This window comes from Bradyrhizobium sp. 44 (genome assembly GCF_023073095.1).
Taxonomy (GTDB): domain Bacteria; phylum Pseudomonadota; class Alphaproteobacteria; order Rhizobiales; family Xanthobacteraceae; genus Bradyrhizobium.
This window is the reverse complement of sequence record NZ_JADPIY010000038.1, coordinates 25,739-51,594: the sequence shown is the minus strand read 5'-3', so window position 1 is coordinate 51,594 and position 25,856 is coordinate 25,739. Positions and strand designations below refer to the sequence as shown.

At 64.9% G+C, this 25,856-nt stretch carries 25 protein-coding genes; 10 read left to right on the top strand and 15 right to left on the bottom strand.

Going from position 1 to position 25,856, the window contains the following annotated elements; translation table 11 throughout:
- Positions 1-2: 2 nt before the first annotated feature.
- From IVB41_RS32960 to ggt, 3 genes are all read right to left on the bottom strand, one after another.
- Positions 3-1,019, bottom strand: a complete 1,017-nt coding sequence (locus IVB41_RS32960; RefSeq protein WP_247438713.1) for a xanthine dehydrogenase family protein subunit M — start codon at positions 1,017-1,019, stop codon at positions 3-5.
- A 4-nt stretch (positions 1,020-1,023) separates the two neighbouring features.
- Complete coding sequence (locus IVB41_RS32955) at positions 1,024-1,587, bottom strand: (2Fe-2S)-binding protein (RefSeq protein WP_247438711.1); 564 nt, start codon at positions 1,585-1,587, stop codon at positions 1,024-1,026.
- Positions 1,588-1,809: 222 nt separating this feature from the next.
- Positions 1,810-3,396, bottom strand: coding sequence for a gamma-glutamyltransferase (ggt, locus tag IVB41_RS32950; RefSeq protein WP_247438709.1), 1,587 nt, complete (start codon positions 3,394-3,396; stop codon positions 1,810-1,812).
- 185 nt (positions 3,397-3,581) lie between these two features.
- On the opposite strand from ggt, the gene IVB41_RS32945 reads away from it, so the two are divergent.
- Both IVB41_RS32945 and IVB41_RS32940 read left to right on the top strand, forming a co-directional pair.
- Positions 3,582-4,379 (top strand): rhodanese-related sulfurtransferase, encoded by a 798-nt coding sequence (locus IVB41_RS32945; protein WP_247438707.1) that lies wholly within the window; start codon positions 3,582-3,584, stop codon positions 4,377-4,379.
- A complete protein-coding gene (locus IVB41_RS32940) occupies positions 4,369-4,587 on the top strand; it encodes a SlyX family protein (RefSeq protein WP_007606917.1) in 219 nt (72 codons plus the stop codon). The genes IVB41_RS32945 and IVB41_RS32940 overlap by 11 nt, the downstream gene beginning before the upstream one ends.
- A 5-nt stretch (positions 4,588-4,592) precedes the next feature.
- Here the strand turns inward: IVB41_RS32940 and IVB41_RS32935 are convergent, their stop codons facing one another.
- Both IVB41_RS32935 and IVB41_RS32930 read right to left on the bottom strand, forming a co-directional pair.
- The gene (locus IVB41_RS32935) at positions 4,593-6,497 is read right to left on the bottom strand and encodes a diguanylate cyclase (protein WP_247438705.1); all 1,905 of its coding nucleotides are present in this window, start codon (positions 6,495-6,497) and stop codon (positions 4,593-4,595) included.
- 171 nt (positions 6,498-6,668) lie between these two features.
- Entirely contained in the window at positions 6,669-6,884 is a 216-nt protein-coding gene (locus tag IVB41_RS32930) for a hypothetical protein (RefSeq protein ID WP_007595236.1), read from the bottom strand.
- Between the two features lie 110 nt (positions 6,885-6,994).
- On the opposite strand from IVB41_RS32930, the gene hemE reads away from it, so the two are divergent.
- Positions 6,995-8,029, top strand: a complete 1,035-nt coding sequence (gene hemE / locus IVB41_RS32925) for a uroporphyrinogen decarboxylase (protein ID WP_247438703.1) — start codon at positions 6,995-6,997, stop codon at positions 8,027-8,029.
- Between the two features lie 218 nt (positions 8,030-8,247).
- Here the strand turns inward: hemE and hemC are convergent, their stop codons facing one another.
- From hemC to IVB41_RS32910, 3 genes are read right to left on the bottom strand one after another with little or no spacing between them, the layout of a single operon-like run.
- Positions 8,248-9,228 (bottom strand): hydroxymethylbilane synthase, encoded by a 981-nt coding sequence (hemC, locus tag IVB41_RS32920; protein WP_247438701.1) that lies wholly within the window; start codon positions 9,226-9,228, stop codon positions 8,248-8,250.
- A 25-nt stretch (positions 9,229-9,253) separates the two neighbouring features.
- Positions 9,254-10,879, bottom strand: a complete 1,626-nt coding sequence (locus tag IVB41_RS32915) for a GMC family oxidoreductase (RefSeq protein ID WP_247438699.1) — start codon at positions 10,877-10,879, stop codon at positions 9,254-9,256.
- A 54-nt stretch (positions 10,880-10,933) separates the two neighbouring features.
- Positions 10,934-11,524 (bottom strand): TetR/AcrR family transcriptional regulator, encoded by a 591-nt coding sequence (locus tag IVB41_RS32910; RefSeq protein ID WP_247438698.1) that lies wholly within the window; start codon positions 11,522-11,524, stop codon positions 10,934-10,936.
- Between the two features lie 99 nt (positions 11,525-11,623).
- Between IVB41_RS32910 and IVB41_RS32905 the strand changes: the two genes are divergently transcribed.
- The 4 genes from IVB41_RS32905 (at position 11,624) to IVB41_RS32890 (ending at position 15,370) form a co-directional block, all read left to right on the top strand.
- Entirely contained in the window at positions 11,624-11,989 is a 366-nt protein-coding gene (locus IVB41_RS32905; RefSeq protein WP_247439121.1) for a nuclear transport factor 2 family protein, read from the top strand.
- A 362-nt stretch (positions 11,990-12,351) separates the two neighbouring features.
- Positions 12,352-14,313 (top strand): bifunctional diguanylate cyclase/phosphodiesterase, encoded by a 1,962-nt coding sequence (locus tag IVB41_RS32900; protein WP_247438696.1) that lies wholly within the window; start codon positions 12,352-12,354, stop codon positions 14,311-14,313.
- A 264-nt stretch (positions 14,314-14,577) separates the two neighbouring features.
- Positions 14,578-14,994, top strand: coding sequence for a response regulator (locus tag IVB41_RS32895; RefSeq protein WP_256464272.1), 417 nt, complete (start codon positions 14,578-14,580; stop codon positions 14,992-14,994).
- The gene (locus IVB41_RS32890; RefSeq protein WP_247438692.1) at positions 14,945-15,370 is read left to right on the top strand and encodes a response regulator; all 426 of its coding nucleotides are present in this window, start codon (positions 14,945-14,947) and stop codon (positions 15,368-15,370) included. The genes IVB41_RS32895 and IVB41_RS32890 overlap by 50 nt, the downstream gene beginning before the upstream one ends.
- Positions 15,371-15,387: 17 nt before the next feature.
- On the opposite strand, the gene IVB41_RS32885 is transcribed toward IVB41_RS32890, so the two are convergent.
- The 5 genes from IVB41_RS32885 to pgm all read right to left on the bottom strand — a co-directional run bounded on the left by IVB41_RS32885 (position 15,388) and on the right by pgm (position 20,601).
- On the bottom strand, positions 15,388-15,780 hold the full coding sequence (locus tag IVB41_RS32885; RefSeq protein ID WP_247438690.1) for a response regulator: 393 nt from the start codon (positions 15,778-15,780) through the stop codon (positions 15,388-15,390).
- Positions 15,781-15,866: 86 nt separating this feature from the next.
- Positions 15,867-16,847 carry a PDR/VanB family oxidoreductase gene (locus tag IVB41_RS32880; RefSeq protein ID WP_247357091.1) on the bottom strand — a complete coding sequence of 327 codons (981 nt, stop codon included), beginning with the start codon at positions 16,845-16,847 and terminating at the stop codon, positions 15,867-15,869.
- A gap of 12 nt (positions 16,848-16,859) precedes the next feature.
- Positions 16,860-17,612 (bottom strand): GntR family transcriptional regulator, encoded by a 753-nt coding sequence (locus IVB41_RS32875; protein WP_247438688.1) that lies wholly within the window; start codon positions 17,610-17,612, stop codon positions 16,860-16,862.
- Positions 17,613-17,618: 6 nt separating this feature from the next.
- Positions 17,619-18,668 (bottom strand): aromatic ring-hydroxylating dioxygenase subunit alpha, encoded by a 1,050-nt coding sequence (locus IVB41_RS32870; RefSeq protein WP_027568496.1) that lies wholly within the window; start codon positions 18,666-18,668, stop codon positions 17,619-17,621.
- A 286-nt stretch (positions 18,669-18,954) separates the two neighbouring features.
- Positions 18,955-20,601: a phosphoglucomutase (alpha-D-glucose-1,6-bisphosphate-dependent) gene (pgm, locus tag IVB41_RS32865; protein WP_247438685.1), complete on the bottom strand. Its 1,647-nt coding sequence runs from the start codon at positions 20,599-20,601 to the stop codon at positions 18,955-18,957.
- Between the two features lie 141 nt (positions 20,602-20,742).
- Here pgm and IVB41_RS32860 point away from each other — a divergent pair, with 141 nt between their 5' ends.
- Both IVB41_RS32860 and IVB41_RS32855 read left to right on the top strand, forming a co-directional pair.
- The gene (locus tag IVB41_RS32860) at positions 20,743-21,885 is read left to right on the top strand and encodes a S9 family peptidase (protein WP_247438683.1); all 1,143 of its coding nucleotides are present in this window, start codon (positions 20,743-20,745) and stop codon (positions 21,883-21,885) included.
- Positions 21,886-21,974: 89 nt separating this feature from the next.
- Positions 21,975-22,793, top strand: coding sequence for a transglycosylase SLT domain-containing protein (locus IVB41_RS32855; RefSeq protein ID WP_247291413.1), 819 nt, complete (start codon positions 21,975-21,977; stop codon positions 22,791-22,793).
- A gap of 230 nt (positions 22,794-23,023) precedes the next feature.
- Here the strand turns inward: IVB41_RS32855 and IVB41_RS32850 are convergent, their stop codons facing one another.
- Positions 23,024-23,836 carry a response regulator transcription factor gene (locus IVB41_RS32850; RefSeq protein WP_027568492.1) on the bottom strand — a complete coding sequence of 271 codons (813 nt, stop codon included), beginning with the start codon at positions 23,834-23,836 and terminating at the stop codon, positions 23,024-23,026.
- Positions 23,837-24,084: 248 nt separating this feature from the next.
- On the opposite strand from IVB41_RS32850, the gene IVB41_RS32845 reads away from it, so the two are divergent.
- Positions 24,085-24,933 carry an MBL fold metallo-hydrolase gene (locus tag IVB41_RS32845; protein WP_247438681.1) on the top strand — a complete coding sequence of 283 codons (849 nt, stop codon included), beginning with the start codon at positions 24,085-24,087 and terminating at the stop codon, positions 24,931-24,933.
- A 30-nt stretch (positions 24,934-24,963) separates the two neighbouring features.
- On the opposite strand, the gene IVB41_RS32840 is transcribed toward IVB41_RS32845, so the two are convergent.
- A complete protein-coding gene (locus IVB41_RS32840; protein ID WP_027568490.1) occupies positions 24,964-25,854 on the bottom strand; it encodes an aldose 1-epimerase family protein in 891 nt (296 codons plus the stop codon).
- Between the last annotated feature and the right edge of the window lie 2 nt (positions 25,855-25,856).

Genomic DNA, 25,856 nt, shown 5'->3' with positions numbered 1-25,856 from the left:
GATCAGATCTCCATCGTTACGGCCTGCTGGAGCGCGCGCGCCACCACGCGCTTGCCGAGCGCGATCTTGAAGCTGTTGTGCCGGCGGCCCCTGGCGTCCGCAAACGCGGCATCGGCCACACGCTTCGTCAGACCGTCGTCGAATTTCTGTCCCTTCAGCAGCGCCTCCGCCTCGCGGGTCCGCCACGGCACGGTGGCGACGCCGCCGAGCGCGACGCGCGCGTCCCTGATCGTGCCGTCCTGCACGTCGAGCGCGACCGCAGCCGACGACAGCGCGAACTCGTAGGACTGCCGGTCGCGCGCCTTGAGATATACCGAGCGCGGCCAGCGGCCGTGAATGGAGAACGCAGAGATCAGCTCACCGGGCCGAAGCGTGGTCTCGATGTCGGGCGTGTTGCCGGGCGCCTTGTGCAAATCTGCGAACGGCAGGCTGCGCGCACCGGACCTGCCGGTGATCTCGACCATCGCATCGAGCGCGATCAACGCCTGGGCGAAATCGCCGGGATAGGTCGCGATGCACTGATCGGACGTACCCAGCACCGCATGCATGCGATTAACGCCATCCATGGCGGCACAGCCCGAGCCAGGATTGCGCTTGTTGCAATTCTCATAGGAGACATCACGGAAATAGCTGCAACGCGTTCGCTGCATCACATTGCCGCCGAGGGTCGCCATGTTGCGCAGCTGGGCGCTGGCGGCGAGCTGCAGGGAATTCGCGATCACCGGATAGTGGCGCTGGATCTCGGCATGCGCGGCCACGTCGGACATCTTGGCGAGCGCGCCCAGCCGTAAGCCGTCACTGCCGGGCTCGATCGCCGACCAGCCCCGCGCCAGCGGACTGATATCGACAATCGCCGCGGGCCGCATCACGTCCAGCTTCATCAGGTCGATCAGCGTGGTCCCGCCCGCGAGCGGCTGCGCCGTAGCCTTGGTCAGCGGATTGTTCGCGGCCGCGGCGGCGCTGAGCACCTGCACGGCCATGTCGGGGTCTGTTGCCCTTTGATACGAAAACGGTCGCATGCGCCTAGCCTTTCATGATCTCGGGCGCGGCCTGCTTCACGGCGGCGACGATATTGGGGTAGGCGGCGCAGCGGCAGATGTTGCCGCTCATGTATTCGCGGATGTCGGCCTCGCTGCCCGCATGCCCCTCCTTGACGCAGGCCACGGCGGACATGATCTGGCCCGGCGTACAATAGCCGCACTGAAACGCGTCGTTGTCGACGAAGGCCTGCTGCATCGGATGCAGATGATCGTCGGTGGCAAGGCCTTCGATCGTGGTGATCTCCTGCCCCTCGGCGGCGAGGGCGAGCGTCAGGCACGACACCACGCGTCGATCGTCGATCAGGACCGTGCAGGCACCACACTGGCCGTGGTCGCAGCCCTTTTTGCTGCCGGTGAGCTTGAGATGCTCCCGCAGCGCGTCGAGCACCGTCGTGCGCGCGTCGATGTGCAGGCGCTTGTCCTTGCCATTGACCCGCAGCGTGACATCGACAGGAAGCACCGAATCCTGGGCGGTCGACGCGCTCGCATCCTGCGCGGCCGCGCGCGCCGTCATGGGGACCAGCGCAGTGCCGGCGGCGCCGGCCATGAACGCGCGCCGATCGAATCCGGACGGTCCGGAACCTGGTTTTTCCGACATGGGAGGGCCTCCGCCGCTTGGAGCAAAAGCAGCGCACGCCTGCACCGCTCATCGGCCCTTAACCTGAAGCAATGAACTCCGTTCCGAACGAGAAAGGGCGACGCAGCAAATGCCGCGTCGCCCCTGCGTCAACTTTTCCTGATCTTGCGCGGGGAACTCCGTCCCGCGGGGTCAATATCCGAGCGCGCAACCATCCTTGCGCGGATCGGAACCGCCGGTGAGCGTGCCCTTGTCCCAGTCGATCCAGATCGCCTGCGCGCCGCCGAGCGGACTGACGACGCTGGTGGTCTTGTGGCCGAGCTTCTTCAGGCCTTCGCCGATATTGGCCGGCACGCTGTCCTCGAGCTGGTATTGGCCTTCGTAGTGCAGGCCGCGCGGCATATCGATCGCCTCCTGCACGTCGCAGCCATAATCGAGGATGTTGGTCACCACATGGGTCTGGCCAACCGGCTGATACTGTCCGCCCATCACCGCGAACGGCATCACGGAACGGCCGCCCTTGGTGAGTAGGCTCGGCATGATCGTGTGCAGCGGGCGCTTGCCGCCGGCGATGCAATTCGGATGGCCGGGCTGGATGCGGAAGCCGCCCGCGCGGTTCTGGAGCAGAACCCCGGTCTTGTTCGAGACGATCGCCGAGCCGAAGGAATGCGCGACCGAGTTGATGAACGAGCAGACGTTGCGGTCCTTGTCCACGACGGTGATGTAGATGGTCGAGGGATTCATCGGCGGCGCGACGTTCGGCAGGTCGAGCATGCCGTCCATGCGGATCTTGTCGATGTGCTCGTTGCAGTATTCCTTGGCGAGGATCTTGGCGACCTCGACCTGCATATGCTCGGGATCGGCGACATGCAGCTCGCGGTGCATGTAGGCGATGCGCGCGGCCTCGGCTTCGAGGTGGAAGCGCTCGATGCTGAGCGGCGCGTATTTCGTCAGGTCGAACCGCGACAGGATGTTCAACATCAGCAGCATGGTGAGGCCGGGTCCGTTCGGCGGGCACTGCCAGACGTCGTAGCCCTTGTACATGGTGCCGATCGGCGTCGTCGTCTCGGTGGTGTGCGCGGCGAAATCGTCGAGCGTGTGCAGGCCGCCGATTCCGCGCAGGGTCTCCACCATGTCTTCCGCGATCGGGCCCTTGTAGAAGGCGTCGCGGCCGTCCTTGGCGATCGCCCGCAGCGTCTTGCCGAGCTCGGCCTGGCGGATGACGTCGCCGGCCACCGGCGGCTTGCCGTGCGGCAGCAGATAGCGCTCGGTGTTGGTACCACCCTTCAACTTCTCGAACTGGTTCTTCCAGTCGAAGGCGATGCGAGGGGCGACGACGTAGCCTTCCTCGGCCGCCTTGATCGCGGGCTGCAGCAGCCGGTCGAAGCCGAACTTGCCGTGATCGCGCAAAACGGTCGCAAAGGCGTCTATCACGCCGGGGATCGAGACCGCATGCGCCGAGGTCAGCGGCACGGAGTTGATCTTGCGCTCGAGATACCAGTCGGCGTTCGCCGCCTTCGGCGCGCGCCCCGAGCCGTTATAGGCGATGATCTTGCCCTCGCCGCGCGGCTGGATCAGCGCAAAGCAGTCGCCGCCGATGCCGGTCGATTGCGGCTCGATCACGCCGAGAATGGCCGAACCCGCGACGGCCGCGTCCACCGCCGTGCCGCCCTCGCGCAGCACCTCGATCGCGGCGAGCGACGCCTGCGGATGCGAGGTCGCCACCATCGCGTTGGTGGCGTGGACCGTGGACCTGCCGGGGAAATGGAAGTTTCTCATCGAATTCTTTGCTCTCATTGGGCGGATGGCGCGGATGGCGCGCCGGCTCGGAAAACCGGGCCTACATGACACATTCCGGCCGGCCGGGGCAATGCTGGCATGCCAGGGAAATGGCTGCCATCCGCTGGGAATAGAGCTGCTCGTTGCGGGTTTTCCGGGCTGGCTCCGCCTGCTAAACGGGCGCCATGATTTGCAAGGTCGCCGCCTTCTACCAATTCGCTGCCCTGCCCGATTACCGCGAGCTGCGGGAGCCGCTGCGCGCGTTCTGCGCAGGCCTGGCGCTGAAGGGCAGCGTGCTACTCGCGCAGGAGGGTATCAACGGCACCGTCGCGGGCCCGGGCGAGGCGATCGAAGCGCTCACCCATGAGCTCGCGCACGGCGACATGTTCGGCGGCAGGTTGAACAATCTCGAACTGAAGTTCTCGACCGCCGAGACAATGCCGTTCGGCCGGCTCAAGGTGCGGCTGAAAAAGGAGATCGTCACGCTGGGGGACGAAACCGCCGATCCGACGCGGCAGGTCGGCACCTATGTCGATGCGGCCGAATGGAACGCGCTCATCGAGGCGCCCGACACGCTGGTGCTCGACACCAGGAACGCCTTCGAGGTGGCGATGGGGACGTTCGACGGCGCGCTCGACCCGGGCATCAGGAGTTTTGGCCAGTTCAAGGATTTTGCGGCTGAGCAGCTCGATCCCACCAAACACCGCAAAATCGCGATGTTCTGCACCGGCGGCATCCGCTGCGAGAAGGCGAGCGCGCATCTGCTCGCGCGCGGCTTTGCCGAGGTCTATCATCTCAAGGGCGGCATTCTCAAATATCTGGAAGAGGTGCCGGAGGCCGAGAGCCGCTGGCGCGGCGAATGCTTCGTGTTCGACGAGCGCGTCGCGCTCGGCCATGGTTTGCAGCAACTTGGTTTGCAACAACCTGATTTGCAGGAATGTGGATTACGCGAACGGGACAAGGACGCGGCACGTGACGAATGAGATCAAGACGCTCGGCGAGCGCATCGACACGCTGGAGACGCGCCTCGCCTATCAGGACGACGCGATCGAGACGCTGAACCAGACCATCACCGCGCAGTGGAAGCAGATCGACGCGCTGACGCGGAGAATCGCAGAGCTCGGCGAGCGGCTGCAGGAGGCCGAGGCGAATGCGCCGGGAGCCGCCAATGAGCGTCCGCCGCATTATTGAGCGGGTTACTGACCGGACGCCTTGAGCAGGAGGTTGCTCACCTCGCCCGACATCATCAGCCGGTTGCGCCCGGCCTCCTTGGAGGCATAGAGCGCCTGGTCGGCGGCCTCGATCAGCGAGACTACGCCGGCCGTGCGCTCCAGCGCCGGCCGGCAAGCAGCACCGCCGAGCGAAGCGGTGACGCAGCCAGCCACATGGTTGCTGGTGTGGACCAGGCCCGCATCACGGATCGCCCGTCGAATCCGGTCGCCGATCAGGGCGCAGCCCGCAGCGTCGGTGTTCGGCAGCAGCATGGCAAACTCCTCGCCGCCGTAGCGCGCCGCCAGATCGCCGGAACGATGCATCTCGGCGGCGATGATCTGGGCTACCTGCCGGAGGCAGGCATCGCCCGCGGGATGGCCGTATTCGTCGTTGTAAGACTTGAAGTGGTCGACGTCGATCATCAGCAAAGAGAGGCTGGAGCGCTCGCGATAGGCACGCGCCCACTCCTCCTTCAATCGTTCATCGAAGCGGCGGCGATTGGCAAGCCCGGTGAGGCTGTCCTCGATCGCGAGCGTTTCCAGCCGGGTCTCGAGCTTCTTCTGCTCGGTGATGTCGCGCGAGATCGCGACCACGCCGTCCACGCGGCCATTCTCCTTGCGGGTCACCCGCATGGTCGATTCGAGCCAGACTTCGGCGTTCTGCCGGTGCGCGTTGCGGTAGGTGACGCGCACCTCCTCCTTCTCGCCGCGTTTCATGGCGTCGACGAGAGCCTGCACCTGCGGCCGGTCGTCCGCGTGAATGCCGGCGAGCGCCAGGGTCCCGATCAGCTGATTCGCGCGCCAGCCGACGACGCCAATCGACGATGGCGAGACATAGCGCAGCCGCTCGTCGAGCCCGATACGCGTCACCATGTCGCTGGAGCCTTCGGCAAGAAGTCGGAAATGCGCCTCCTTCTCAACCAGCGCGGCCGCCATGCTCTGGCCCCGTTGCAATTGCCGCACCAGCACCGCACCGATGATCGCGATCAGCATGACCAGCGCGAGCACGTAGAGCATGCGAGAGGTCGCCGCAGAGCGCCAGGGCGCCAGCAGTTCGGCCTTATCGACGGTGGCGAGCAGGACCAGCGGATAGCGGCCAGAGCGCTTGAAGAAGCTGACCCGGTCGGCGCCGTCGAGCGGCGACTTGAAATGATAGGCGCCGCCCGGCCGCTGCAGGCTGGCGTCGCGGAACAGCGGCGTATCGGCAACGCTGCGACCGACGAACCTGTCGTTGCTCGGGTTGCGCGCGATGATCAGGCCGTCGCCGTGCGTCAACGCCACCGAGCTGTTGCGGCCGATCTCGAACTGTTCGTAGAAATGCGAGAGATATCCCGAGCTGATGGTCGCGAGCACCACGCCGCCGAACCTGCCGTCGGGCTTGTTGAAACGGCGCGACAAGGTGACGACCCATTCGCCGTCGAGCAGGCTCTTCACGGGCCGGCCGACATGGGGCTCCCGTTTCGGCGAGAGCTGGTGATACCGGAAGAACGCGTCGTCGTTGAGGGTCGAGCCGATCGTGCCGGGCGAGGTCAACCAGTTGCCGCGGTCGTCGATGATGGCGAGGCTGTGGATGCGCTCTATCGCCTTCTTGCGCGCCTCCAGCAGGGTTCTGAGCTTGGCGATCGTGGCCGGCTCGGCGCCGTCCATCTCCAGCCGGCTGACGACACCGACGACGCCTGAATCCAGCAGATCGAGGCTGTCCTCGGCATGCTGCGTCAGCGAGCGAGCAACATTCGCCATCTCGGTCTCGGCACCCTTGAGCACCGCGTCGCGCGCCGCCCATTCCCGCCAGCCGCTGACGCCGAGAATGGCCACGCAGGTCAGCGCCACGAACGCAGCCGCCCGCAGCGGCAGGCGGCTCCATCCGGCTCTTTGGGTCACAGCGCTCATGCAGCAGAAATCTCCGATCGCCGGAACTTCTGCCGCTTCTGTTATTGAACTCTGAAACGTCGGGATAAATATGCAGTGATGTCCCCGGTTTTCCGTAGTCGTACGGACGCCGGACTCAGCGCATCGCTAACAAGGCATTAGCAAACCTATCGGAATCCGGCGCACCCGCCGCTAGCTGAAGATGGCCTTAACCTTGTCCCAGAGCGAGGGATTGTCGGCCTCCGCATCGGCCTTCGAGGGCGTCGGCTGGGCGGCGCTCACGGGATCGGATGCCGGGAAGGTATCCTTCAGCCCCGCGTCGAGCTTGGCGTGGCGGTCGGCGGCGAGGGCTTCGTGCAGATCGTCGGCGTGCTTGTCATGCGGCGCGGGATTGAATGTCTCAGCCATGGTCTCGTCCTCCGTTGGCTGGTCAACGCGGTCCAATTGCGCTTGGTTCCCCTGTTCCGCTTCGGGCCGTGGCGGTGTATCAGGAGCCGTAACCATCTTCAGGACCGTTCGTGCCCCAGTCTGCGACAAAACCCTTCATCGACGTCCTCTCCGGCCAGCGGCAGGTCGTTCCGCCGGCCTGGATGATGCGGCAGGCCGGCCGTTACTTGCCGGAATATCGCGAGGTGCGCGCCAGGGCCGGCGGCTTCCTCGACCTCTGCTTCAACCCGGAGCTTGCCGCGGAGGTGACGCTGCAACCGATCCGGAGGTTCGGCTTCGATGCGGCGATCATCTTCTCCGACATCCTGGTGATCCCCTATGCGCTCGGTCGTTCCGTGCGCTTCGAGGTCGGCGAGGGTCCGCGGCTCGAACCGCTGGATGATCCCGCCAAGGTCGCGACACTGGCGACGCAAGCCGATTTCGGCAAGCTCGCGCCGGTGTTCGAGGCCCTCAAGATCGTGCGCGGGGCGCTCGATCCCAGGATCGCGCTGATCGGCTTCTGCGGCGCCCCGTGGACGGTGGCGACCTACATGGTCGCCGGCCAGGGCACGCCCGACCAGGCGCCGGCGCGGATGATGGCCTACCGGCATCCGGAGGCGTTCGCAGCTATCATCGACGTGCTGGTCGAGAACTCGATCGAATATCTGCTGGCGCAGCTTGCGGCCGGCGCCAACGCCTTGCAGATCTTCGACACCTGGGCCGGCGTGCTGCCACCCGCCGAATTCGCGCGCTGGTCGATCGAGCCGACCCGGCGCATCGTCGAAGGCGTGCGCGCCAAGATGCCGGACGCGAAGATCATCGGCTTTCCGCGCGGCGCCGGCGCGCAACTGCCCGGGTTCGTCGAGGCGACCGGCGTCAACGCGGTCAGCATCGACTGGACCGCGGAGCCGGCCTTCATCCGCGAGCGCGTGCAGAGCAAGGTTGCGGTTCAGGGCAATCTCGATCCGCTGGTGCTGATCACAGGCGGCGCGGCGCTCGACCGCGCGGTCGACAACACGCTGGCGAATTTTGCGCAAGGGCGGTTCATCTTCAATCTCGGCCACGGCATCCAGCCGGAAACACCGATCGCCCATGTCGAGCAGATGCTAAAGCGCGTGCGGGGCTGATTTATTTTGCGCCTGGGGAGCGGGAAAACAAAAAAGTGCGAAAACAACCCCATGCACAGTAGAGAGATCACGCCCGATCAATGACTTAGGGCGGACCGAAATCAGATGCTTCGTCATCGCATCAGGTCGCGCCAACATTTGACCCGTCGGGCAAAACAGGCGCATGATGCCATCATCGCAGCGCTGTCCCCCTCGTCATTGCGAACCTGCGGGAAAACTTACCGCGGCCGGCTGCGCTCGATGATCTCGGCGGCGCCCCTGGCCAGCAGATCCAGTCCCACCGCACGGCCTAGTTCGCGGGGACGATTGGCGGGACCCGAACGCAAGGCTTCGATGATGGAGTTGCCGGAGAGATCGAGCACGGACGCGGTGAGCGACATCTGATCGCCCGCAATGGTCGAAAAGCCCGCCACCGGCGAATTGCAATGGCCGTTCAGCACCCACAGCACCTCGCGCTCGGCATCGGCGCAGGCGTGAGCAGCGGGATCGTCGATCGATGCGAGAATGCGACGCGTCTGCCAGTCCTGTGCCGCGCATTCGACCGCGACGATGCCCTGCCCCGCTGCCGGCAGCATTTCCGCCGCGGAGAATTCGTAGCCGACGCGATGGGAAAGGCCGACGCGGTCGAGGCCGGACCGCGCCATGATCAGCGCGTCCGCAGGCCCCACCGCGTCGCCATCCGGCAGGCGCTGCTTCTCGCCATTGTCGAGTTTCCGCACGCGCGTGTCGGCGGCGCCGCGGAAGTGGATGATCTCGACGTCGGGAAACAATCGCCGCGCGTAGGCGGCGCGGCGGACCGCGTTGGTGCCGATCTTGAAACCCTTGCCACGCGACTGGCGCAATGCCTCCAGCGTCACGCCGTTGCGCAGGACTAGTGCGTCATTGGGAGGATCGCGCGAGAGCGTGGCGCCGATCACGAGGCCGGGCGTGTCTTCGTTGCCGGGCATGTCCTTCAGCGAATGCATCGCCGCATGGAGCTCGCCCGACAGCACGGCGGCGCGGATCTGCGCCACGAAGGCACCGCCCTTGCCGCCATGGGGCAGCAGCTTGCTGGTCTGGTCGAGATCGCCCGTGGTGTCGAACTTGACGATCTCGACGTCGAGATCGGGCATGGCAGCGGTCAGGCGGCGCGCGATCTCTTCCGTCTGTGCCAGCGCCATCGCGCTCTTGCGTGTGCCGATCTTGAATCGCGTAGCCAAGCCCAAATCCTCTCAAGACGCGAGTTTACCGCGCATCCTCCAATATCATGTCGGAGGCCTTTTCGGCGATCATGATGATCGGCGCGTTGGTGTTCCCCGACACGAGATCGGGCATGATCGAGCCGTCGACGATTCGGAGGCCTTCGAGGCCCCTCACCTTCAGCCGCTGATCGACCACCGCGAGCGCATCATTGCCCATACGACAGGTCGAGGTCGGATGGTAGATGGTGCTGCCCCGCTCACGGCAATAATCCAGCAGCTCGGCATCCGTGGACACCTTCGCTCCGGGATCGTATTCGTCGACCACGAACGGCTTCAGCGCCGGTGCATGCAATATGTTGCGCAGGATCTTCAGGCCTTCCACGTTGGTGGTGCGGTCGGTCTCGGTCGACATATAGTTGATGCGGATCTCCGGCGGCACTGTCGGGTCGGCGCTTTTGATGCGCAAGGACCCGCGGCTTTCGGGACGGAGCTGGCACACCGACGCCGTGAAGCCGGAGAAACCATGAAGCTTCTCACCCATCTTGTCGGTCGAGAACGGCAGGAAATGGACCTGGATGTCCGGCGAGGCCAGCCGCGGACTGGTCTTGAAGAACGCGCCCGCCGTGCCGGCCGCGATCGTCAGCCAGCCTTTGCGGAACAGCGCATAGCGCGCACCGGCCATCGTGCGGCGGAGCGGATGATTGACGGTGTCGTTCAGCGTGATCTTCTGCGAGCAGCGCATCACGATGCGCACCTGCATGTGGTCCTGGAGATCGTGCCCGACGCCCGGCGCGTCCAGCACGACATCGATGCCGTGCCTGCGCAGGAGGTCGCCGGGGCCGACGCCGGAGAGCTGGAGCAGCTGCGGCGAGTTGTAGGCGCCGCTCGACAGCACGACCTCCTTGCGCGCGCGGGCGCGGCGCAAATTGGCGCCCTGACGGTATTCAACGCCGACCGCGCGGCGGCCCTCGAACAGCACGCGCTGGCCGAGCGCGCCAGTTTCGATCTTGAGATTGCCGCGGGCCTTGGCGGGGCCGAGATAGGCCACAGCCGTCGAGGCGCGGCGGCCATTGCGGGTCGTGGTCTGGAACAGGCCGACACCTTCCTGCGTGGCGCCGTTGAAATCAGGATTGTAGGGCAGGCCGGTCTCGACCGCGGCGTCGATGAAGGCCTTCGACAGCGGATCGGTCACGACCATGTTGGACACCGGCAGCGGGCCGCCGCTGCCGTGATATTGATCGGCGCCGCGCGACTGGTTCTCGGCTTTCTTGAAATAGGGCAGCACGTCGTCATAGCCCCAGCCGGCGTTGCCGCGCTGACGCCATCTGTCGTAATCCTCGTGCTGACCGCGGACATAGAGCAGACCGTTGATCGAGCTCGATCCGCCCAGCGTCTTGCCGCGCGGCTGGAACACCTGGCGGCCCTTCAGCTCGGGCTCCGGCTCGGTCTGGTACATCCAGTTGACGGTCTTTTCCTTGAACAGCTTGCCGTAGCCGAGCGGCACGTGGATCCAGATGTTGGAATCCTTCGGGCCTGCCTCGAGCAGCAGCACGCTGTGCTTGCCGTTCGCCGACAGCCGGTTGGCGAGCACGCAGCCCGCAGAGCCGGCACCGACGATGATGTAGTCGAATTCAGGATCGGAGGGCGTCAGGGAGGAAGTTGCGTTCATGCGCTACTTTTCTTTTTTGTTGGTGGGGGCGTTTCCAATCATCACTTAGCACGATCATGCGGCGACGCGCAGCGCCTCGACCAGCGACCTGAACGCACGGGCATATTCCGCACCCGCCCTTGCGATATCGGCGCGTCCGGCGCAGGCGACGGCGGCCTCCGTCACCGCGCCGAGCAGCAGCCGGGCCAGCGGCTCGACCGGCTGCCGCGCGATCAGGCCGGCCTCCATCGCCGCCGCGATCGCACGCGGCAGCTTGCCCCCGAAATGTTTGGCGTCGATCTCGCGCCAGCGCTCCCAGCCGAGCACGGCCGGGCCATCGCGCAGGATGATCTGACCGGTCGGGCCTTTGGCGGTCGCGGCGAAATAATGCTGGGTGCCTGCGACCATCGCGGCAAGCACGTCCTTCTCGGCACGGGCCGTGCTGTCGATCTCCACGACGAGGTCGCGCGAGACCTCGTCGAACACCGCCTCGAACACCGCCTCCTTGGTCTTGAAGTGATGATAGACCGCGCCCTTGGCGACGTGGGCGGCTTCGGCGATCTCGTCCATCGTCGTCGCGGCAAAGCCTTGCGTCCCGAACAGGCGGCGCGCCGCCGTCAGGATCGCCTCCGATGTCGCAGCCCGCCGCTCCGCCTGTTTTGCCATGGGTCTGCTGTAGTCGAAATGGACCAGGACAGCCAGTTGACTTTTCGACTGCCGGTCGGTATTTACCGACCAATAGTCGGTTTGCTCGTGAGGTGCGCCATGCCGAGCCGTGATGTCGTCGAAGCTTTCGCCAAACGATTGGAGGACGGGGATTTCGTCGGAGCGATCCTCGACTACTACACGCCAGACGCCGCTACCCATGAAAACCAGGGCGACCCCGTGGTCGGACGCGACAAGCTCGCGGCCAAGGAGCGCGGCGTGCTGGCAGCCTTCAAGGAGGTCAGGGCCGTGCGCATCGGGCCAAGCCTGATCGAAGGCGACCATGTCGCTACGCGCTGGAGATTCAGCTTCACCAATGCCGAAGGCATCATCCGAACGTTGGATGAGATCGCATGGCAGACGTGGCGGGGCGATGAGCTCGTCGAGGAACGCTTTTATTACGACCCCAAGCAGATGGGGCGGTGATGCCTAGAGCAAAGCTGTCATCGCCCGGCTCGACCGGGCGATCCAGTATTCCGAGACAGGTGTGATTGATCTGATAGACCGCAGCGTACTGGGTGCCCCGCCGGACCCTGTCATCGGGCTCGCCGAAGGCGAACCCCCGGTGGCGGGGCATGACAGTGAATTGGTGGCGAACACCGAGCCGCCGTCACAACCGTAATGCGGGGCGCCGCATTTGTATCGATTTGTTATCGAACGACGCCACGAACACGCAGAAGTGGTCACAGCAATCATCGCAAGCTTGCGATAATTCATAGTTCGTCAAAGGTTTGCAGCGAAGTCTCCGGACCGGGCCGGACAAGCGGCCCATGCTGCTAGGCTCTGGAATGCGGACTCAAACGACCAGCTATTTCGCGCGGCTGTTCGCCGGCGATCTGTCGGCCTTTGGCGGTCCCGTAACCGACGAAGCCGTCGCCGGCCATATCCGCGCCGAACAGATGTCGCAGGTGCTCGGCTATTCGGTTGGCATCATGCTGGCCAATGCCTGCAACGCCGGGGTACTCGTCGTCGCGCTGTGGCATTCGCCGGACTTGAAGCTGGCCTTGATCTGGGCCGCCATCGTGGCGGGCGCCGCGATCGCGTTCGGCCTGCAATCCCATGCCGCGCGCCGCATCACCAAACCGCAATTCGTCTCGCGCCGGGCCATGCATCGGCTGGTGCGCAATGCTTTCATCCTCGGTGCCGCCTGGGGCGCCGTTCCGGTCGCATTCTTCGCCAATGCCTCAACGGGCGGGCAGCTCGTCATCACCTGCCTTTGTTCGGGGATGCTGGCAGGGGGCGCGCTGGCCTTCGCCACAATCCCGATCGCGGCGATCGCATTCACGGCCCCGATCTTCGCTGGCATCGCGATCTGCCTCGGCAGGAATGGCGATCCGGCGTTTCTGCTGATCGCCTTCCTGGTGGTGGTCTACGGATCGGTGCTGCTGCGCAGCGTGTTCGTCAATTCGATCTCGTTCGCACGGCGCGTGATGCGGCAGATCGAGGCTGAGCGTACGGTGCGGCAGGATCCGCTGACCCATCTGCCCAATCGCGTCGCCTTCAACGAAACGCTCGATGCAGCCTTGAAGCGGTTCGCTCTGTCCGGCGAGGAATTCGCAGTCCTTCTGCTCGATCTCGATCGTTTCAAGGAGGTCAACGATAAGTTCGGCCATCCCGCCGGCGACGAGTTTCTGGTCCAGATCGCGAGCCGCCTGCAACGCTGCACCCGCGCGGCCGAGCATGTCGCACGCATCGGCGGCGACGAGTTCGCGCTGGTGATGGCCAATCTGGCGCGGCCGGAGGATGCGCTCGAGATCGCCGACCGCTTCGTCGCGGCCTTCAACGAACCGTTCCAGACCGAGGGCCGCCAGATCGTCGGCGCGACCAGCGTCGGCATCGTGCTGGCGCCGCGTGACGGCAGCACGCAACTCGACATCATGAAGAACGCCGACACCGCACTCTACCGCGCCAAGAACGCCGGACCCGGCACGGTGTGTTTCTTCGAGGAAGCCGACGACCGCTCGTCACGCGACCGCAAGGCGCTGCAATCGGATCTGGAAGGCGCCATCGCCAGGGACGAGCTGTTCCTGGTGTTCCAGCCCTTTCTCGACCTCAACGGCAACCGCATCACCGGGTTCGAGGCGCTGCTGCGTTGGCAGCATCCCCAGCGCGGACTGGTGCCGCCGAGCGAGTTCATTCCGATCGCCGAGGAAACCGGGCTGATCCACGAGATCGGCGAATGGGTCGTCCGCCGCGCCTGCGCGACGGTTGCCGAGTGGCCCGAAGAGATCAGGGTCGCCGTGAATTTCTCGGCCGCGCAGTTTCACAACAACGGCCTCCTCCAGATCATCGTGCAGGCACTTGCGGACGCGAAGATCGCCCCGCACCGGCTCGAGATCGAGATCACGGAATCGATGCTGCTGTCGAAATACGCCTCCGCCGCGTCGGTCCTCAACGCGCTGCTGGAGCTCGGCGTCACCGTGGCGCTCGACGATTTCGGCACCGGCTTCTCCTCGCTGACCTATCTGCGCAAGCTCCCGTTCAGCCGCATCAAGATCGACCAGTCCTTCATCCGCGACATGCTGGTGCAGCCGGACTGCGCCGCGATCGTGAAATCGGTGATCGGGCTCGCGCGCGACCTGCGCATCGGCGTGGTCGCGGAAGGCGTCGAGACCGCCGACCAGCTCGAATATCTGCGCCAGATCGGTTGCGACGAAGTTCAGGGTTATCTCATCAGCCGGCCGGTGTCGGCGGATCAGGTTCTGCCGCTGCTGGATCCGAAGAAGCTTCGGGCGACTTACGCGGCATAGCCTAGACCATCATGTGTGCTTGATGCCTCAGGTGCTCTCGCAGCGCGTGAGCTGCACCGTGCGGCACACCGAATGCGCGCGATCTGCCCTTAACCTATGTGAAAGAGCGCCGCACGAAGCACTCGACATAATCCGCGCAATGCGGAATCAGGAACGATGCGGCATCCTTGAAGTTGACGGGACACCCCTAACCCATTGAGGTCCAAAGTGAACAGAGCGCCGGACGGGAGAGTGGCCCCGAACGACACCCCCCGTCACGTCGTGATGGTTGTCGAAGACGACATCTGGATACGCCTGATGATCTCCGACGAGCTGCGCGGTGCAGGTTTCGAGGTGATCGAATGCGGCAGTGCCGACGAAGCCATTGACCTGTTGCGCGGTGGAACACGGGTTTCGACTGTTTTCAGCGATATCAGGCTTCCCGGCTCAATCAACGGCCTTGGCTTGGCAAAAACGGTGAGGCAAGAATTTCCCGACCTGCCGATCCTGTTGGCATCCAGCGATCTGCCGCGGGACGACAGCACGCTGCATGATGGCTTCTTTGCGAAGCCCTACGATCCTCGCACCATAGTCGAGGCGATCCGATCTGTCGTCGCCAGGAACGGGTCGGGTGCCAGCCCGTTACCGCTCCATGACCGATTTAAGCAGCACTCCGGCGACCCGTACGATCCTGCTGGCTGAGGATGAAGTTTTCATCCGAATGCCGATCGCGAAGCATTTGCGCGAATGTGGGTATCGGGTGATTGAAGCCGTGACGGCCCATGAGGCGATCGACGTTCTCGATCACGCGGATTTCGCGATCAATGCCGTGATCACCAATTTAGCATTGGCGGGCGACGGCTTCGGTATCGCGAAGTGGGTCCGAGAGCACAGGCCGGAGCTGACGGTGTTACTTACTGGCACACCCGAGCGATCCGTCGATGTAGCCGCCGGACTTTGCAGAGAGAGCTCAGGACGTGGAGCCGTTGACCCGCAGCTGCTGCTGAGAAGAATTCGCTGGCTGCTCGCCAACCGAAATCGACCCGTGCCGGGCCGAGGCGCACAGCGAGCGGTGTGAATGAGCGCGCATCGACCCTATTCGGCCGCAGCGTTTGGCGATTGTTCGGCGCAGAGCTCGCGGACGTGATCCGAAAGTTTTGCGACGTCGTAGGGTTTCTCCCATCGGGGCACGTGCTCGAAGCGGTGCGGAATGGCGTCGGCCCCATAGCCCGTCGCGAAAACAAAAGGCTTGCCGGCGCGCGTGAGCTTGTCAGCCATCGGATAAGCCGAATCTCCTCGCAGATTGATGTCAATCACCGCGACGTCGAAAGCAGGATGCTGAATTGCCATCGCGTCCGGCAGCTCGGAGACGGGACCGATTACCTGGAACCCGAGCGACCGTAGCGACCGCGCCAGATCATCCCCGAGGAAGTACTCATCCTCGACGATGAGAACGCGGCAAACAGTTGGCTGCCCGTGGCTGGTCATTGGCTTCACTCGCGGCACAGAGCCGCGGCGGATCAACACTCATGAGGCAGACGGGTTCCTGCAGTCCCTGTCGGATAGTGAACCGGTCAGATCGCATCCGCCCGGAGCAGTGTGTCTACGGTGATGGTGCCGCGGGCGCGCGAAACGCAGGCGCAGATCTTCTGGTTGCTTTGCTTCTGATGGTCGCTGAAGAAGACATCGCGATGGTCGATCTCGCCGTCGACGGCGACCACGTCGATGGCGCACAGGCCGCATTCGCCGCGCTTGCAATCGTACATGACGTCGTGGCCGCTGGCGTTGAGGACATCAAGCATCGAGCGCTCGCGTGGGATCTCCAGCTCGACATCGGAGCCTTTCAGGCGCACGCGAAAAGTCTCGGTCGGCAACGTGCCGCTCGAACCGAACGTCTCGTAGCGGAGATCGGGGAGTGGATGGCCGGCGCCGATCCAGGCATGGCGCGCAGCATCCAGCATCCGCATCGGGCCGCAGAACAGCGCCAGCGCATCCTTGGGCACCGATGCGAACAGGGCGTCGAGATCGAGCCGCTTGCCCTCATCGCTGGCGTGAACGACCAGGCGATCACCGAGCGTTGCGGCGAGATCGTCGAGATAGGCGGCCTCGGTGCGCGAGCGCACCGCGTAATGCAGCGTGACATCGGCGCCGCGCCGCGACAGCGCCTGTGCGGCACCGAGGATCGGGGTGATGCCGATGCCGCCGGCGATCAGGCAGTAGTTCTGGCGTGCCCAGTCAACCGCGAGCAGCGACGCCGGCGTCGTGATGTCGAGCCGCGCGCCCGGCTGCAACGACCACATATAGCGCGAGCCGCCACGCGAATCCTCGGCACGGCGCACCGCGATCCTTAAACCCCGCGACGAAGCTTCCCCGACCAGCGAATAGGACCGCGTCTCCGGCTGCCCGTCGATGGTGACGCTGATATTGATGTGGCTGCCGACCGGATAGGCGGCGCCGTCGAACTGGTCCGGCCGGATCAGGAATTCGCGGATGCCCGGCGCGAGATCGCGCGTCGACACAAGCGTCGCCGGACTCCAGGTTTCGATGAAGCGCATGGCACTCCCCTCTCAATCGGTTGCGGACTTGATCAGCGCGAGCGCCGGCAGCAGGTCGAGATGGGTCCGGTTGCGCAGTGCAAGCCGCAGATTGCGCACCGCGAGCCGCGCATGCTCGCGCATGACCGCTTCGGCGCGAGCGCCTTCGCGGTTCTCGATCGCGTCGATCACGACGCGGTGGTGCTCCTGCCCGATGATCAGGATCTGCTGCGCCTCGGGCAGCGCCGATTGCGCCATCACGAAACCGCTCGGGGATGCAAACGGCAGCGCCGAGGCGCGGTCGATCTGCCGGATCAGCGGCGGGCTGCGCGACAATTCCGTGAGCAGTGCGTGGAAGCGCGCGTTCAGCGTGACATAGGACGAGAACGCGTCGACCGAGATCGGGACCTGGCGCAACAAGTCGTCGATCGCGGCAAGGCATTCCTTCAGCGGCTCGAGCTCGCGCGCGGAGACACCGCGCTCGGCTGCAAAACGCGCGGCGAGGCCTTCCAGCGTGCCGCGCAGCTCGATGGAATCGGAGATGTCGCGCTCGGAGAACGCCTTCACCATGAAGCCGCCGGAGGGAATCGCCTCGAGCAGGCCCTCCTCCTCCAGCCGCACCAGCGCCATGCGCACCGGGGTGCGCGAGGCGCCGGTGGTCTCGACCGCCTGGAGCTCGGAGATGCGCTCGCCGGGGCGCAACGAGCCCGAGAGGAGCTGGTCGCGCAGCGCGAGCTGCGCCTTCACGGTCTGCGAGACGGAGCGGTCGACCTCACGCTCGGCCATGTCGGCTTACTCCGCGGCCTGAAGATGCTGCGGCGGGTTTTCCTTCGCCATCATCTTGTCGATCAGCTTGCGCGTCCACATCGCGCCGGCGTCGATGTTGAGATTGTAGAAGATGCGATCGGGGTTCTCGTCCATCGCGCGCTGCTGCGCCTCGAGGATCAGCTCGTCCTCGTGGAAAATGCCGGAGACGCCCTCGCGGATCTCGGAGGTGATGCGCTGCTCGCCGAGCTGATAATTGCGCACGAAGGCCCAGAAATAGTGGCAGGTCTTCTCGGTCTCCGGCGTGATGGTGTTGAGCACGAAGCCGTTGACGCCCTGCGAGCGGTCGCCTTCGGGCGCGCCGGTGCCGGTCGGCGCCACGCCGACGTCGATGGCAATGGTGCACGGCGCCTCGAAGCGGATGATCTGCCAGCGGTCGACGAGACCGGATTTGCCGAGCTGCTTGGCCCAGAACGGCGGCGCCTCGATGCCGCGCATCCAGCGCGTCACCGTGACAGTCTTCTCGCCATGGGTGACGTCGAACGGCGCCTCTGCGACCGCCTCGTTGCCGATGGACGAGCCGTGCACGAACGTCTCGTGTGTGAGGTCCATGAGATTGTCGAGCACGAGGCGATAGTCGCAATTGACGTGGATGGTCTTGCCGTCGCCGGCCCAGGCCGGGTCGTGATTCCAGTGCAGGTCGGGCACCAGCGCGGGATCGGCCAGCGCGGGATCGCCCATCCAGAGCCAGATGTAGCGGTGACGCTCGACCACGGGATAGGCGCGCACGCAGGCCGACGGGTTGATGGTCTCCTGCGACGGCATGAAGGTGCAGCGCCCCTGCGCATTGTACTTCAGGCCGTGATAGCCGCAGACGACGGTGTCGCCTTCGAGCCGGCCCTTGGACAGCGGCACCAGGCGGTGCCAGCAGGCGTCCTCCAGCGCAGCCACCGAGCCATCGGCCTTGCGGTACATCACCACGTGCTTGCCGCAGATCGTCCGCGGCAGCAGTGCCGGCTTGACGTCGGCGTCCCAGGCAGCGGCATACCAGGCGTTCATCGGGAAGGGTTTTGTCACCGGTCTCACTCCCAACGCTTGTGGATACGTTATGTATACAATAGCGGAGGAGCGAAATCGTTCAAGGGCCGATATGTCGTATTATAATACCGTTCTCTCGGATCGTGTATACAAACCGTTGTCATCCCCCGCGAAAGCGGGGAATCCAGTACTCCGCGGCGGTCGTTGGTTCACTCAACTGGCGCCACGGCGTACTGGATCACCCGCTTTCGCGGGTGATGACACCTGTTGATGCGGCGAGTCTCCCTCCAGGAGGAGCAGTGGCAGCGGCGCTTTGGCTCGACGACTACGCCCCGAACACCTTCGCCAACCCTGCCTGAGCCTCCTGCTGAATCGCCTTCAGGTGCTCGGGGCTGCGGAAGCTTTCTGCATAGATCTTGTAGACGTCCTCGGTGCCTGACGGCCTGGCGGCGAACCAGCCGAAATCGGTTTCGACCTTGATGCCGCCGAACGGCTGGCCATTGCCCGGCGCCTTGCTCAGCGTGGCGCGGACGGGATCGCCGGCGAGATCCTTCAGGCCGAGCTGCTCCGGCGTGACGGACTTCAGGATGTTCTTCTGCGGCGTGGTGGCGGCGACGTCGATGCGTGCGTAATGGGGCATGCCGAACTCGGCAGTGAGGTCGTTGAAGAGCTGGCTCGGATCGCGGCCGGTCTTCGCCATGATCTCGGCCGCGAGCAGGCCGAGGATGATGCCGTCCTTGTCGGTCGTCCATACCGTGCCGTCGCGGCGCAGGAACGAGGCGCCTGCACTCTCCTCGCCGCCGAAACCGAAGCCGCCCGTGAGGAGACCGTCGACAAACCATTTGAAGCCGACCGGGGTCTCGACCAGCTTGCGGCCGAGTTTTTTCGCGACGCGGTCGATGATCGAGCTCGACACCACGGTCTTGCCGATCGCGGCGTCCTTGCCCCAGTTCGGGCGGTGCGCGAACAGATAGAAGATCGCGGTCGCGAGATAATGGTTCGGATTCATGAGGCCGCCGGTGCGCGTCACGATGCCGTGGCGGTCCGCGTCGGTGTCGTTGGCAAAAGCGACGTCGAAGCGGTCGCGCATCGCGATCAGGCTCGCCATCGCATAAGGCGAGGAACAGTCCATGCGGATCTTGCCGTCCCAGTCCACCGTCATGAAGCGGAACGTCGGGTCGATCGCCTCGTTCACCACGGTCGCCTTCAGGCCGTAGCGCTCGATGATCGGATGCCAGTAGTCCACGGCGGCGCCGCCGAGCGGATCGATGCCGATATTGACGCCGGCGGATTTGACCAGGTCGAGATCGACCACGTTGCCGAGATCGGCGACATAGGGTGTGACAAAGTCATAGGCGTGGACGTTCGCGGCTTTGCGTGCCCTGGCGTAATCGATGCGCTTCACGCCCTTGAGGCCGTCGGCGAGATAGGCATTGGCGCGCTTCTCGATCACGGAGGTCGCATCGGTGTCGGCCGGTCCGCCATGCGGCGGATTGTATTTGTAGCCGCCGTCCTCGGGCGGATTGTGCGACGGCGTGACGACGACGCCGTCGGCAAGGCCCGAGGTGCGGCCCTTGTTGTAGGTCAGGATCGCGTGCGAGATCACCGGCGTCGGCGTGTAGCCGCCATCCTTGTCGATCATGATGTCGACGCCGTTGGCCGCGAACACCTCGACGGCGCTGACGAGCGCGGGCTCGGCCAGCGCATGAGTGTCGATGCCGATAAAGAGCGGACCGGTCAGCCCCTTTTCACGTCGGTAATCACAGATTGCCTGCGTCGTCGCGAGGATGTGGCCCTCGTTGAAGCTGATCTTGAACGAGGTGCCGCGATGGCCGGAGGTGCCGAACGCCACCCGCTGCGCGGGATCGGCGACATCGGGCTTGCCGGCGAAATAGGCCGTCACCAGCCGCGGAACGTTGGTGAGCGCGTCCGGCGAGGCCTGCTTGCCCGCCGCGGGATGAACATCAGCCACTGAATATACCTCGTCCTGTCGTAGAATTGCGCGATACCATAGCATCGGCCAAGCCCCCGCCAAGAGCACAACACCCGCAATGGGGCGGCCGTTCCTGAGATCATGCTATGGTCTTTCGATCGGGGCTTTTCGAGTCGGGGCATGACGCTGTTTCAGAGGCTTCTGGTTGTTCTGATGGCCTGGCTTGCGACGGCCGGCATCGTGCCCGATGCGACGGCCGCGGAGTTCTACACCGAGGATTTGCGTATCCCGATGGCCGAGGCCGGACCGCAGGGGCTGGAGGCGTTCCTGGTCCGGCCGGCCGGGACCAGGCGCTATCCGCTGGCGCTGCTCAGCCACGGCTCACCGCGCAGTTTCGACGATCGCGCGACGATGTCCGCGCACAAATATTACGGCATCGCTCTCGAATATGCCCGGCGCGGCTTCGCCGCGCTGATCGTGATGCGGCGCGGCTACGGCACCTCCCCCGGCGGGCGCGTCGACAGCGTCGGCGGCTGCGCGACTGCCGCTTATCTGCCGGCCGCGGCGGTCGCGGTGGCGGATTTGCGCGCGGCGATCGAGGCGATGGTGCGCAGGGCCGACGTCACCACCTCGGGCATGATCGCGGCCGGCCATTCCGCCGGCGGGTTCGCCACTGTCGCGTTGACCGCGCAGGCGCCAGCGGGTCTCGTCGCCGCGATCAGCTTTGCCGGCGGGCGCGGCTCGCGCGACGATGACGACGTCTGCAATCCCAACGGGCTGGTGCAGGCCTTCGCCACGTTCGGCAAAACCTCGCGCGCGCCGATGCTGTGGGTCTATGCCAGCAACGATTCCTACTTCGGTCCCGAACTCGCGCGGCGCCTCCATGACGGATTTCGCGCCAGCGGCGGCAACGCGAAATTCGTCGCAGCGCCGCCTTACGGCGACGATGGCCACTATCTCTATTCGGTGGTGAGCCGTCCGCAATGGACGCCATATCTCGACGCCTTCCTGCGCGAGCGAGGTCTCGGCCACGACGTCCTGAGTCTGCCCGATCCGCTGCCGCCGCCGGGCCAGCTCAGCGAGGCCGCGCGGGCCGAGTTCGCGCGGTATCTCGCCAGCACGATGCCGCACAAGGCTTTTGCGGTGTCGCCGAACGGCGGTTACGGCTGGCGTTCGGGGCGCGCGACCGCCGACGACGCCCAGCGCGATTCACTTGGCGCCTGCACAAAATGGTCGCCCACCTGCACGCTCTATGCGGTCGATGACAAATTGGCCGGGGCTGCGCCAAGCACATCAACCGACCAGAGCTCGCGGTCGCGATAGCTTCAATGCGCCGCTGGCCGCCCGAGCCGGACCGCGCCCCGGGCCGCCAGAAAATCGGTTGTTAACTCGAAAGATATAATACGTGGTCGATGCTGCGGGATCGAACACACATCAATGCCCGCGCGACGTGGACACACGTTGCGATAGCCGTGCTTTGGTTGGCATCCACCTCCGTGCGCGCTCAGGACGGCGCTCTAAACGACGTGGGACCGGCGTTGGCGGCCGGCGGTCACAATGCAGATCTCGGCGCCGGAGAGACGCCGGCATCGCGGGCAGCGATTCGAAAAATTATCGAAAGAGAAACGGCCAAGACCAATCTGCCCGCGGACATTGCGGAGGCCGTCGTCTTCGTTGAAAGCGGTTACAATCCGGGCACCATTGGCACCGTCGGCGAGATCGGCCTCATGCAGGTTCGGCCCGAAACGGCAGCGATGCTCGGATTTCGGGGAAATAACGCAGAGCTCGCAGAGCCCGACATCAACATCCACTACGGCGTTCTCTATCTGAGCCGCGCATGGCGCCTCGCAGGCGGGGACCTTTGCCGCGCCCTGATGAAATATCGAGCAGGTCATGACGAGGAGTCCATGACTCCGCGCTCCCAGGTCTATTGTCATCGTGCCCGCAATCGTCTTGTCTCCATGAACTCGACGAATGTGGGAAGCCAAGCCGCGGCCGTCCCAGATGTAGCACCGGCGCCAACTCCTGCACCCACCGTCTCGAAGTCAGCGCACAATCAGAAATCGGCACACAGTCAAAAGACACCGGCACAGCCGAAGGACGTTTACGCGCGGTACCGTCAAGGCACGGCGGTCGCGAGCAGGGCATATTGGGCAGCACAGGAAGCCCGGGTCCGCCTCATCAAGGCTCGCGTCGAAGCCAAGTGGAAACGGGTGGCATCACGCCAATAGAATTAGAGTTGCTGCCTTGAGACGAGCAGCGGTTGGATGAATGGCATTTTCGAACCGAACTTTGAAACCGAACCTGAATTGAGATCATGCACAATAGTTTGAGAGTTTTATTTGCAATCGTCGCGACCGGCGCCGTGGCCTTGTCGGCCTTTCTCGCGATTCGGTTCCTTGTCGGTTTCAGTGGCTGAACCCGATGGCGCCGCCGGCACCATGTCGTGCTGCGCCCGGGTCTAGAGCCGCTCGCTCAGCGCGAGCTTGTAGCCGACGCCGGTGACGGTGGTGATGACGGGCGTACCGCTACCGACCAGCTTGCGCCGCAGCCTCGCCACCAGGGCATCGACAGTCCGTATATCGACCTCGGCCTGGCGGTTGCTGACGACCTCGATCAGATAGTCGCGGCTGAGCGGCCTGCCGTCGGCTCCGACGAGCGCCGCAAGCAGGTCGAACTCGGCGCGCGTCAGCGCCACCGGCTTGCCGTCGCTGCCGAGCAGCTCGCGCCGCGTCAGGTCGATGATCCAGTCGCCAAAGGCGATCGAATTGTGGGTGCGCGCCGCCTTGCGGTCGATCGAGCGCCGCCGCAGCACGCTTCGCGCGCGCGCGAGCAGATCGCGCAAATTGATCGGCTTGGTGACGTAGTGGTCGCCCGCGATCTCGAGGCCGAGGATGTGATCGACGTCGGTGTCGCGGCGGGTCACGAAGATGATACCCGCATTGCTGGTCGCCTGGATCTCCTTGGCGAGATCGAAGCCATCGCCGTCGGGCAGCTGCAGGTCGAGGAAGACGAGATCGGTCCGCGTCCGCAGCGCCTGGCGGCATTCCGCGCAGGAGCCGGCACCGACCACGTCGAAATTGTTCTCGCTGAAATAACCGACCAGCATCGTCCGCGTCACCGGATCGTCCTCGACGACGATCAGTCGCTCCCGGCCAGCGACACGCAATTCCTGACCTGAGGAATCAGCCACGATGTTGGATGTCCTGTGTGCTTGTGAGCCGACCTGGAAGCTCAGGTCGCCGAGCGCGCCGCCCTGTGAACGTACATTCACGACTTATTCGAGCCCCCTCGAATTGCCTGCTGCAATACTAGGCGCGTCAGCGCGCCCAAACAACATTGGTCACGATCCAGCTGGATTAAGTATGAATTGGCCCACACTTCTCATCTCGCGCAGCATGTTCGGGAGCCCCGTACGAGCGCCTGTTGTGCGGGCTGAAGTCCATCCCGCGGCCGCTTGCCACGCCAGGAGCTTCAAATCTACTGTGGCGCCCCGAAAAGTCTGCCCCAGGAGGTGGCGCCATGGAAGTCATCCTGCTCGGCACCGGCGGCCCGCGCCCGGACCCGCGCCGCGTGGCGACGACCACGCTGATCAGGCTCGGCGAGGAAAACATCCTGATCGACGCAGGCCGCGGCGTCATGGTGCAGCTCAGCAAGGCTGGCGTGCCGCTCGGCTCCATCAACACGGTCTTTCTCACCCATCACCATTTCGACCACATCGGCGACCTCTACGACGTGATGCTCAATTCATGGTTGCATGGGCGCAAGGACGATCTGCGCATCTATGGACCGCCGGATACCGAACGGCTCGCCAATACGCTGGTCACGCAGGTCTACGACAAGGACATCGCCTGGCGCGATCAGGGTGAGCCGAGCTTCGGCGGCTGGAAACCAGTCGTCGCGACCGACATTATACCCGGCCCCGTTCTCGACACTGGCCGCTGGAAGATCAGCGCCGAACTCGTCTCGCATGGCGACGGCCTCGACATGTCGCCGGCCTTCCTCGCACGCTGGATGTGTCTCGGCTACCGCTTCGAGGCCGAAGGCAAGGTCATCGCAATCTCGGGCGACACGGTGCCCTGCCCCGGTCTCGAGCGACTGGCTGAGGGGGCCGACCTGCTGGTCCAGTGCTGCTTCCTCGCCACGCCGGAGATCGACAACGAGCACCTGCGCCGGCTTGCGAAATTCACGATCGCCTGCGGCGATACAGTCGGCAAGGTCGCGGCCAAGGCCGGCGTCAAGAAGCTCGCGCTGACCCATCACCGGCCTCGCACCGACGATTCCATGCTCAATGCGCTGCTTGCGGATGTCAGGCGGGACTATTCGGGTCCTGTCGTGCTCGGCGAGGACCTCACGCGGATCGAGGTCTGAGAACTTCAGATGCGCGCAGACCGTCCCACCTCAGGACGATCCAACCTCAACCCGAAATGACAATTGCTCTTCCGTCCCGGGCGCGATGTGCATCAGGCCCGGCTTGTCAGTGAATTCGCCGTCGAAGCCGGCCGGACTGGCATAGCCGCGCCAGGGCTCGATGCAGAGGAACGGCGCGCCCGATGGTTTCGACCAGACGCCAAGCTCGCGAAAGCCGCGCCATGACATTTTCAACCACGGCCCGGTGGAGGCGCCCTGCTCCACGGCATAGCGGACCGAATTGCTCGCGATCCGACCGAAGATGATTGCGTCGTCGACGAACAGAGATTCGGACAGAGGCAACACGGAGCCTTCGACCGGGCTCGGCTCGGTTGCCGGGCGCAGCAAGCCGCCATCGAGACGGCGGACGGGCGATGGCTCTGCGTTTGCGAAGCTCAGCGCGTAGCTCTCCTTCGCCAGCCCCGGTTGGAGCGGCCAGTTGAAAGCGGGATGGCCGCCGAGCGAGGCCGGCAATATCTCCTTGCCGGTGTTCGCGATCACGAGTGAAAGATCGAGACCGGATTCGTCGAGCGCATAGGTTGCCGTCAGGCGGAACGCGAAGGGGTAGAGCGCGCGCGTCGTCTCGCTGTCTTCGAGCACCAGGACACAGCGTCTTTCGCCTCGTTCCACCCACGCAAAGCGGCTGTCACGCGCGAAGCCGTGCTGGGTCATCCGGTAGGTCCTGCCCCGGTGCCGCAATTCGTCATTGGCGAGGCGCCCGACGATCGGAAACAGCAGCGGCGCATGTCGCGGCCAGGCCGGCTCCGCCTGCCAGACGAACTCGATGCCGGCATCGCTCGCCAGCGAACACATCTCCGCGCCTTGCGCCTTGATGGTCCCGGTGAGTCCGCCGCTGCGGATCGTGTGCGTGTCGTCGGTCATGA

Bases quoted from the DNA above. Each gene is read 5' to 3' on its own strand.
- IVB41_RS32960 (WP_247438713.1), bottom strand. From the start codon at position 1,019: ATGCGACCGTTTTCGTATCAAAGGGCAACAGACCCCGACATGGCCGTG.
- IVB41_RS32955 (WP_247438711.1), bottom strand. From the start codon at position 1,587: ATGGCCGGCGCCGCCGGCACTGCGCTGGTCCCCATGACGGCGCGCGCG.
- ggt (WP_247438709.1), bottom strand. From the start codon at position 3,396: ATGAGAAACTTCCATTTCCCCGGCAGGTCCACGGTCCACGCCACCAAC.
- IVB41_RS32945 (WP_247438707.1), top strand. From the start codon at position 3,582: ATGATTTGCAAGGTCGCCGCCTTCTACCAATTCGCTGCCCTGCCCGAT.
- IVB41_RS32935 (WP_247438705.1), bottom strand. From the start codon at position 6,497: ATGAGCGCTGTGACCCAAAGAGCCGGATGGAGCCGCCTGCCGCTGCGG.
- IVB41_RS32930 (WP_007595236.1), bottom strand. From the start codon at position 6,884: ATGGCTGAGACATTCAATCCCGCGCCGCATGACAAGCACGCCGACGAT.
- IVB41_RS32915 (WP_247438699.1), bottom strand. From the start codon at position 10,879: ATGAACGCAACTTCCTCCCTGACGCCCTCCGATCCTGAATTCGACTAC.
- IVB41_RS32910 (WP_247438698.1), bottom strand. From the start codon at position 11,524: ATGGCAAAACAGGCGGAGCGGCGGGCTGCGACATCGGAGGCGATCCTG.
- IVB41_RS32905 (WP_247439121.1), top strand. From the start codon at position 11,624: ATGCCGAGCCGTGATGTCGTCGAAGCTTTCGCCAAACGATTGGAGGAC.
- IVB41_RS32900 (WP_247438696.1), top strand. From the start codon at position 12,352: ATGCGGACTCAAACGACCAGCTATTTCGCGCGGCTGTTCGCCGGCGAT.
- IVB41_RS32895 (WP_256464272.1), top strand. From the start codon at position 14,578: ATGGTTGTCGAAGACGACATCTGGATACGCCTGATGATCTCCGACGAG.
- IVB41_RS32890 (WP_247438692.1), top strand. From the start codon at position 14,945: ATGACCGATTTAAGCAGCACTCCGGCGACCCGTACGATCCTGCTGGCT.
- IVB41_RS32885 (WP_247438690.1), bottom strand. From the start codon at position 15,780: ATGACCAGCCACGGGCAGCCAACTGTTTGCCGCGTTCTCATCGTCGAG.
- IVB41_RS32880 (WP_247357091.1), bottom strand. From the start codon at position 16,847: ATGCGCTTCATCGAAACCTGGAGTCCGGCGACGCTTGTGTCGACGCGC.
- IVB41_RS32875 (WP_247438688.1), bottom strand. From the start codon at position 17,612: ATGGCCGAGCGTGAGGTCGACCGCTCCGTCTCGCAGACCGTGAAGGCG.
- IVB41_RS32860 (WP_247438683.1), top strand. From the start codon at position 20,743: ATGACGCTGTTTCAGAGGCTTCTGGTTGTTCTGATGGCCTGGCTTGCG.
- IVB41_RS32855 (WP_247291413.1), top strand. From the start codon at position 21,975: ATGCTGCGGGATCGAACACACATCAATGCCCGCGCGACGTGGACACAC.
- IVB41_RS32845 (WP_247438681.1), top strand. From the start codon at position 24,085: ATGGAAGTCATCCTGCTCGGCACCGGCGGCCCGCGCCCGGACCCGCGC.
- IVB41_RS32840 (WP_027568490.1), bottom strand. From the start codon at position 25,854: ATGACCGACGACACGCACACGATCCGCAGCGGCGGACTCACCGGGACC.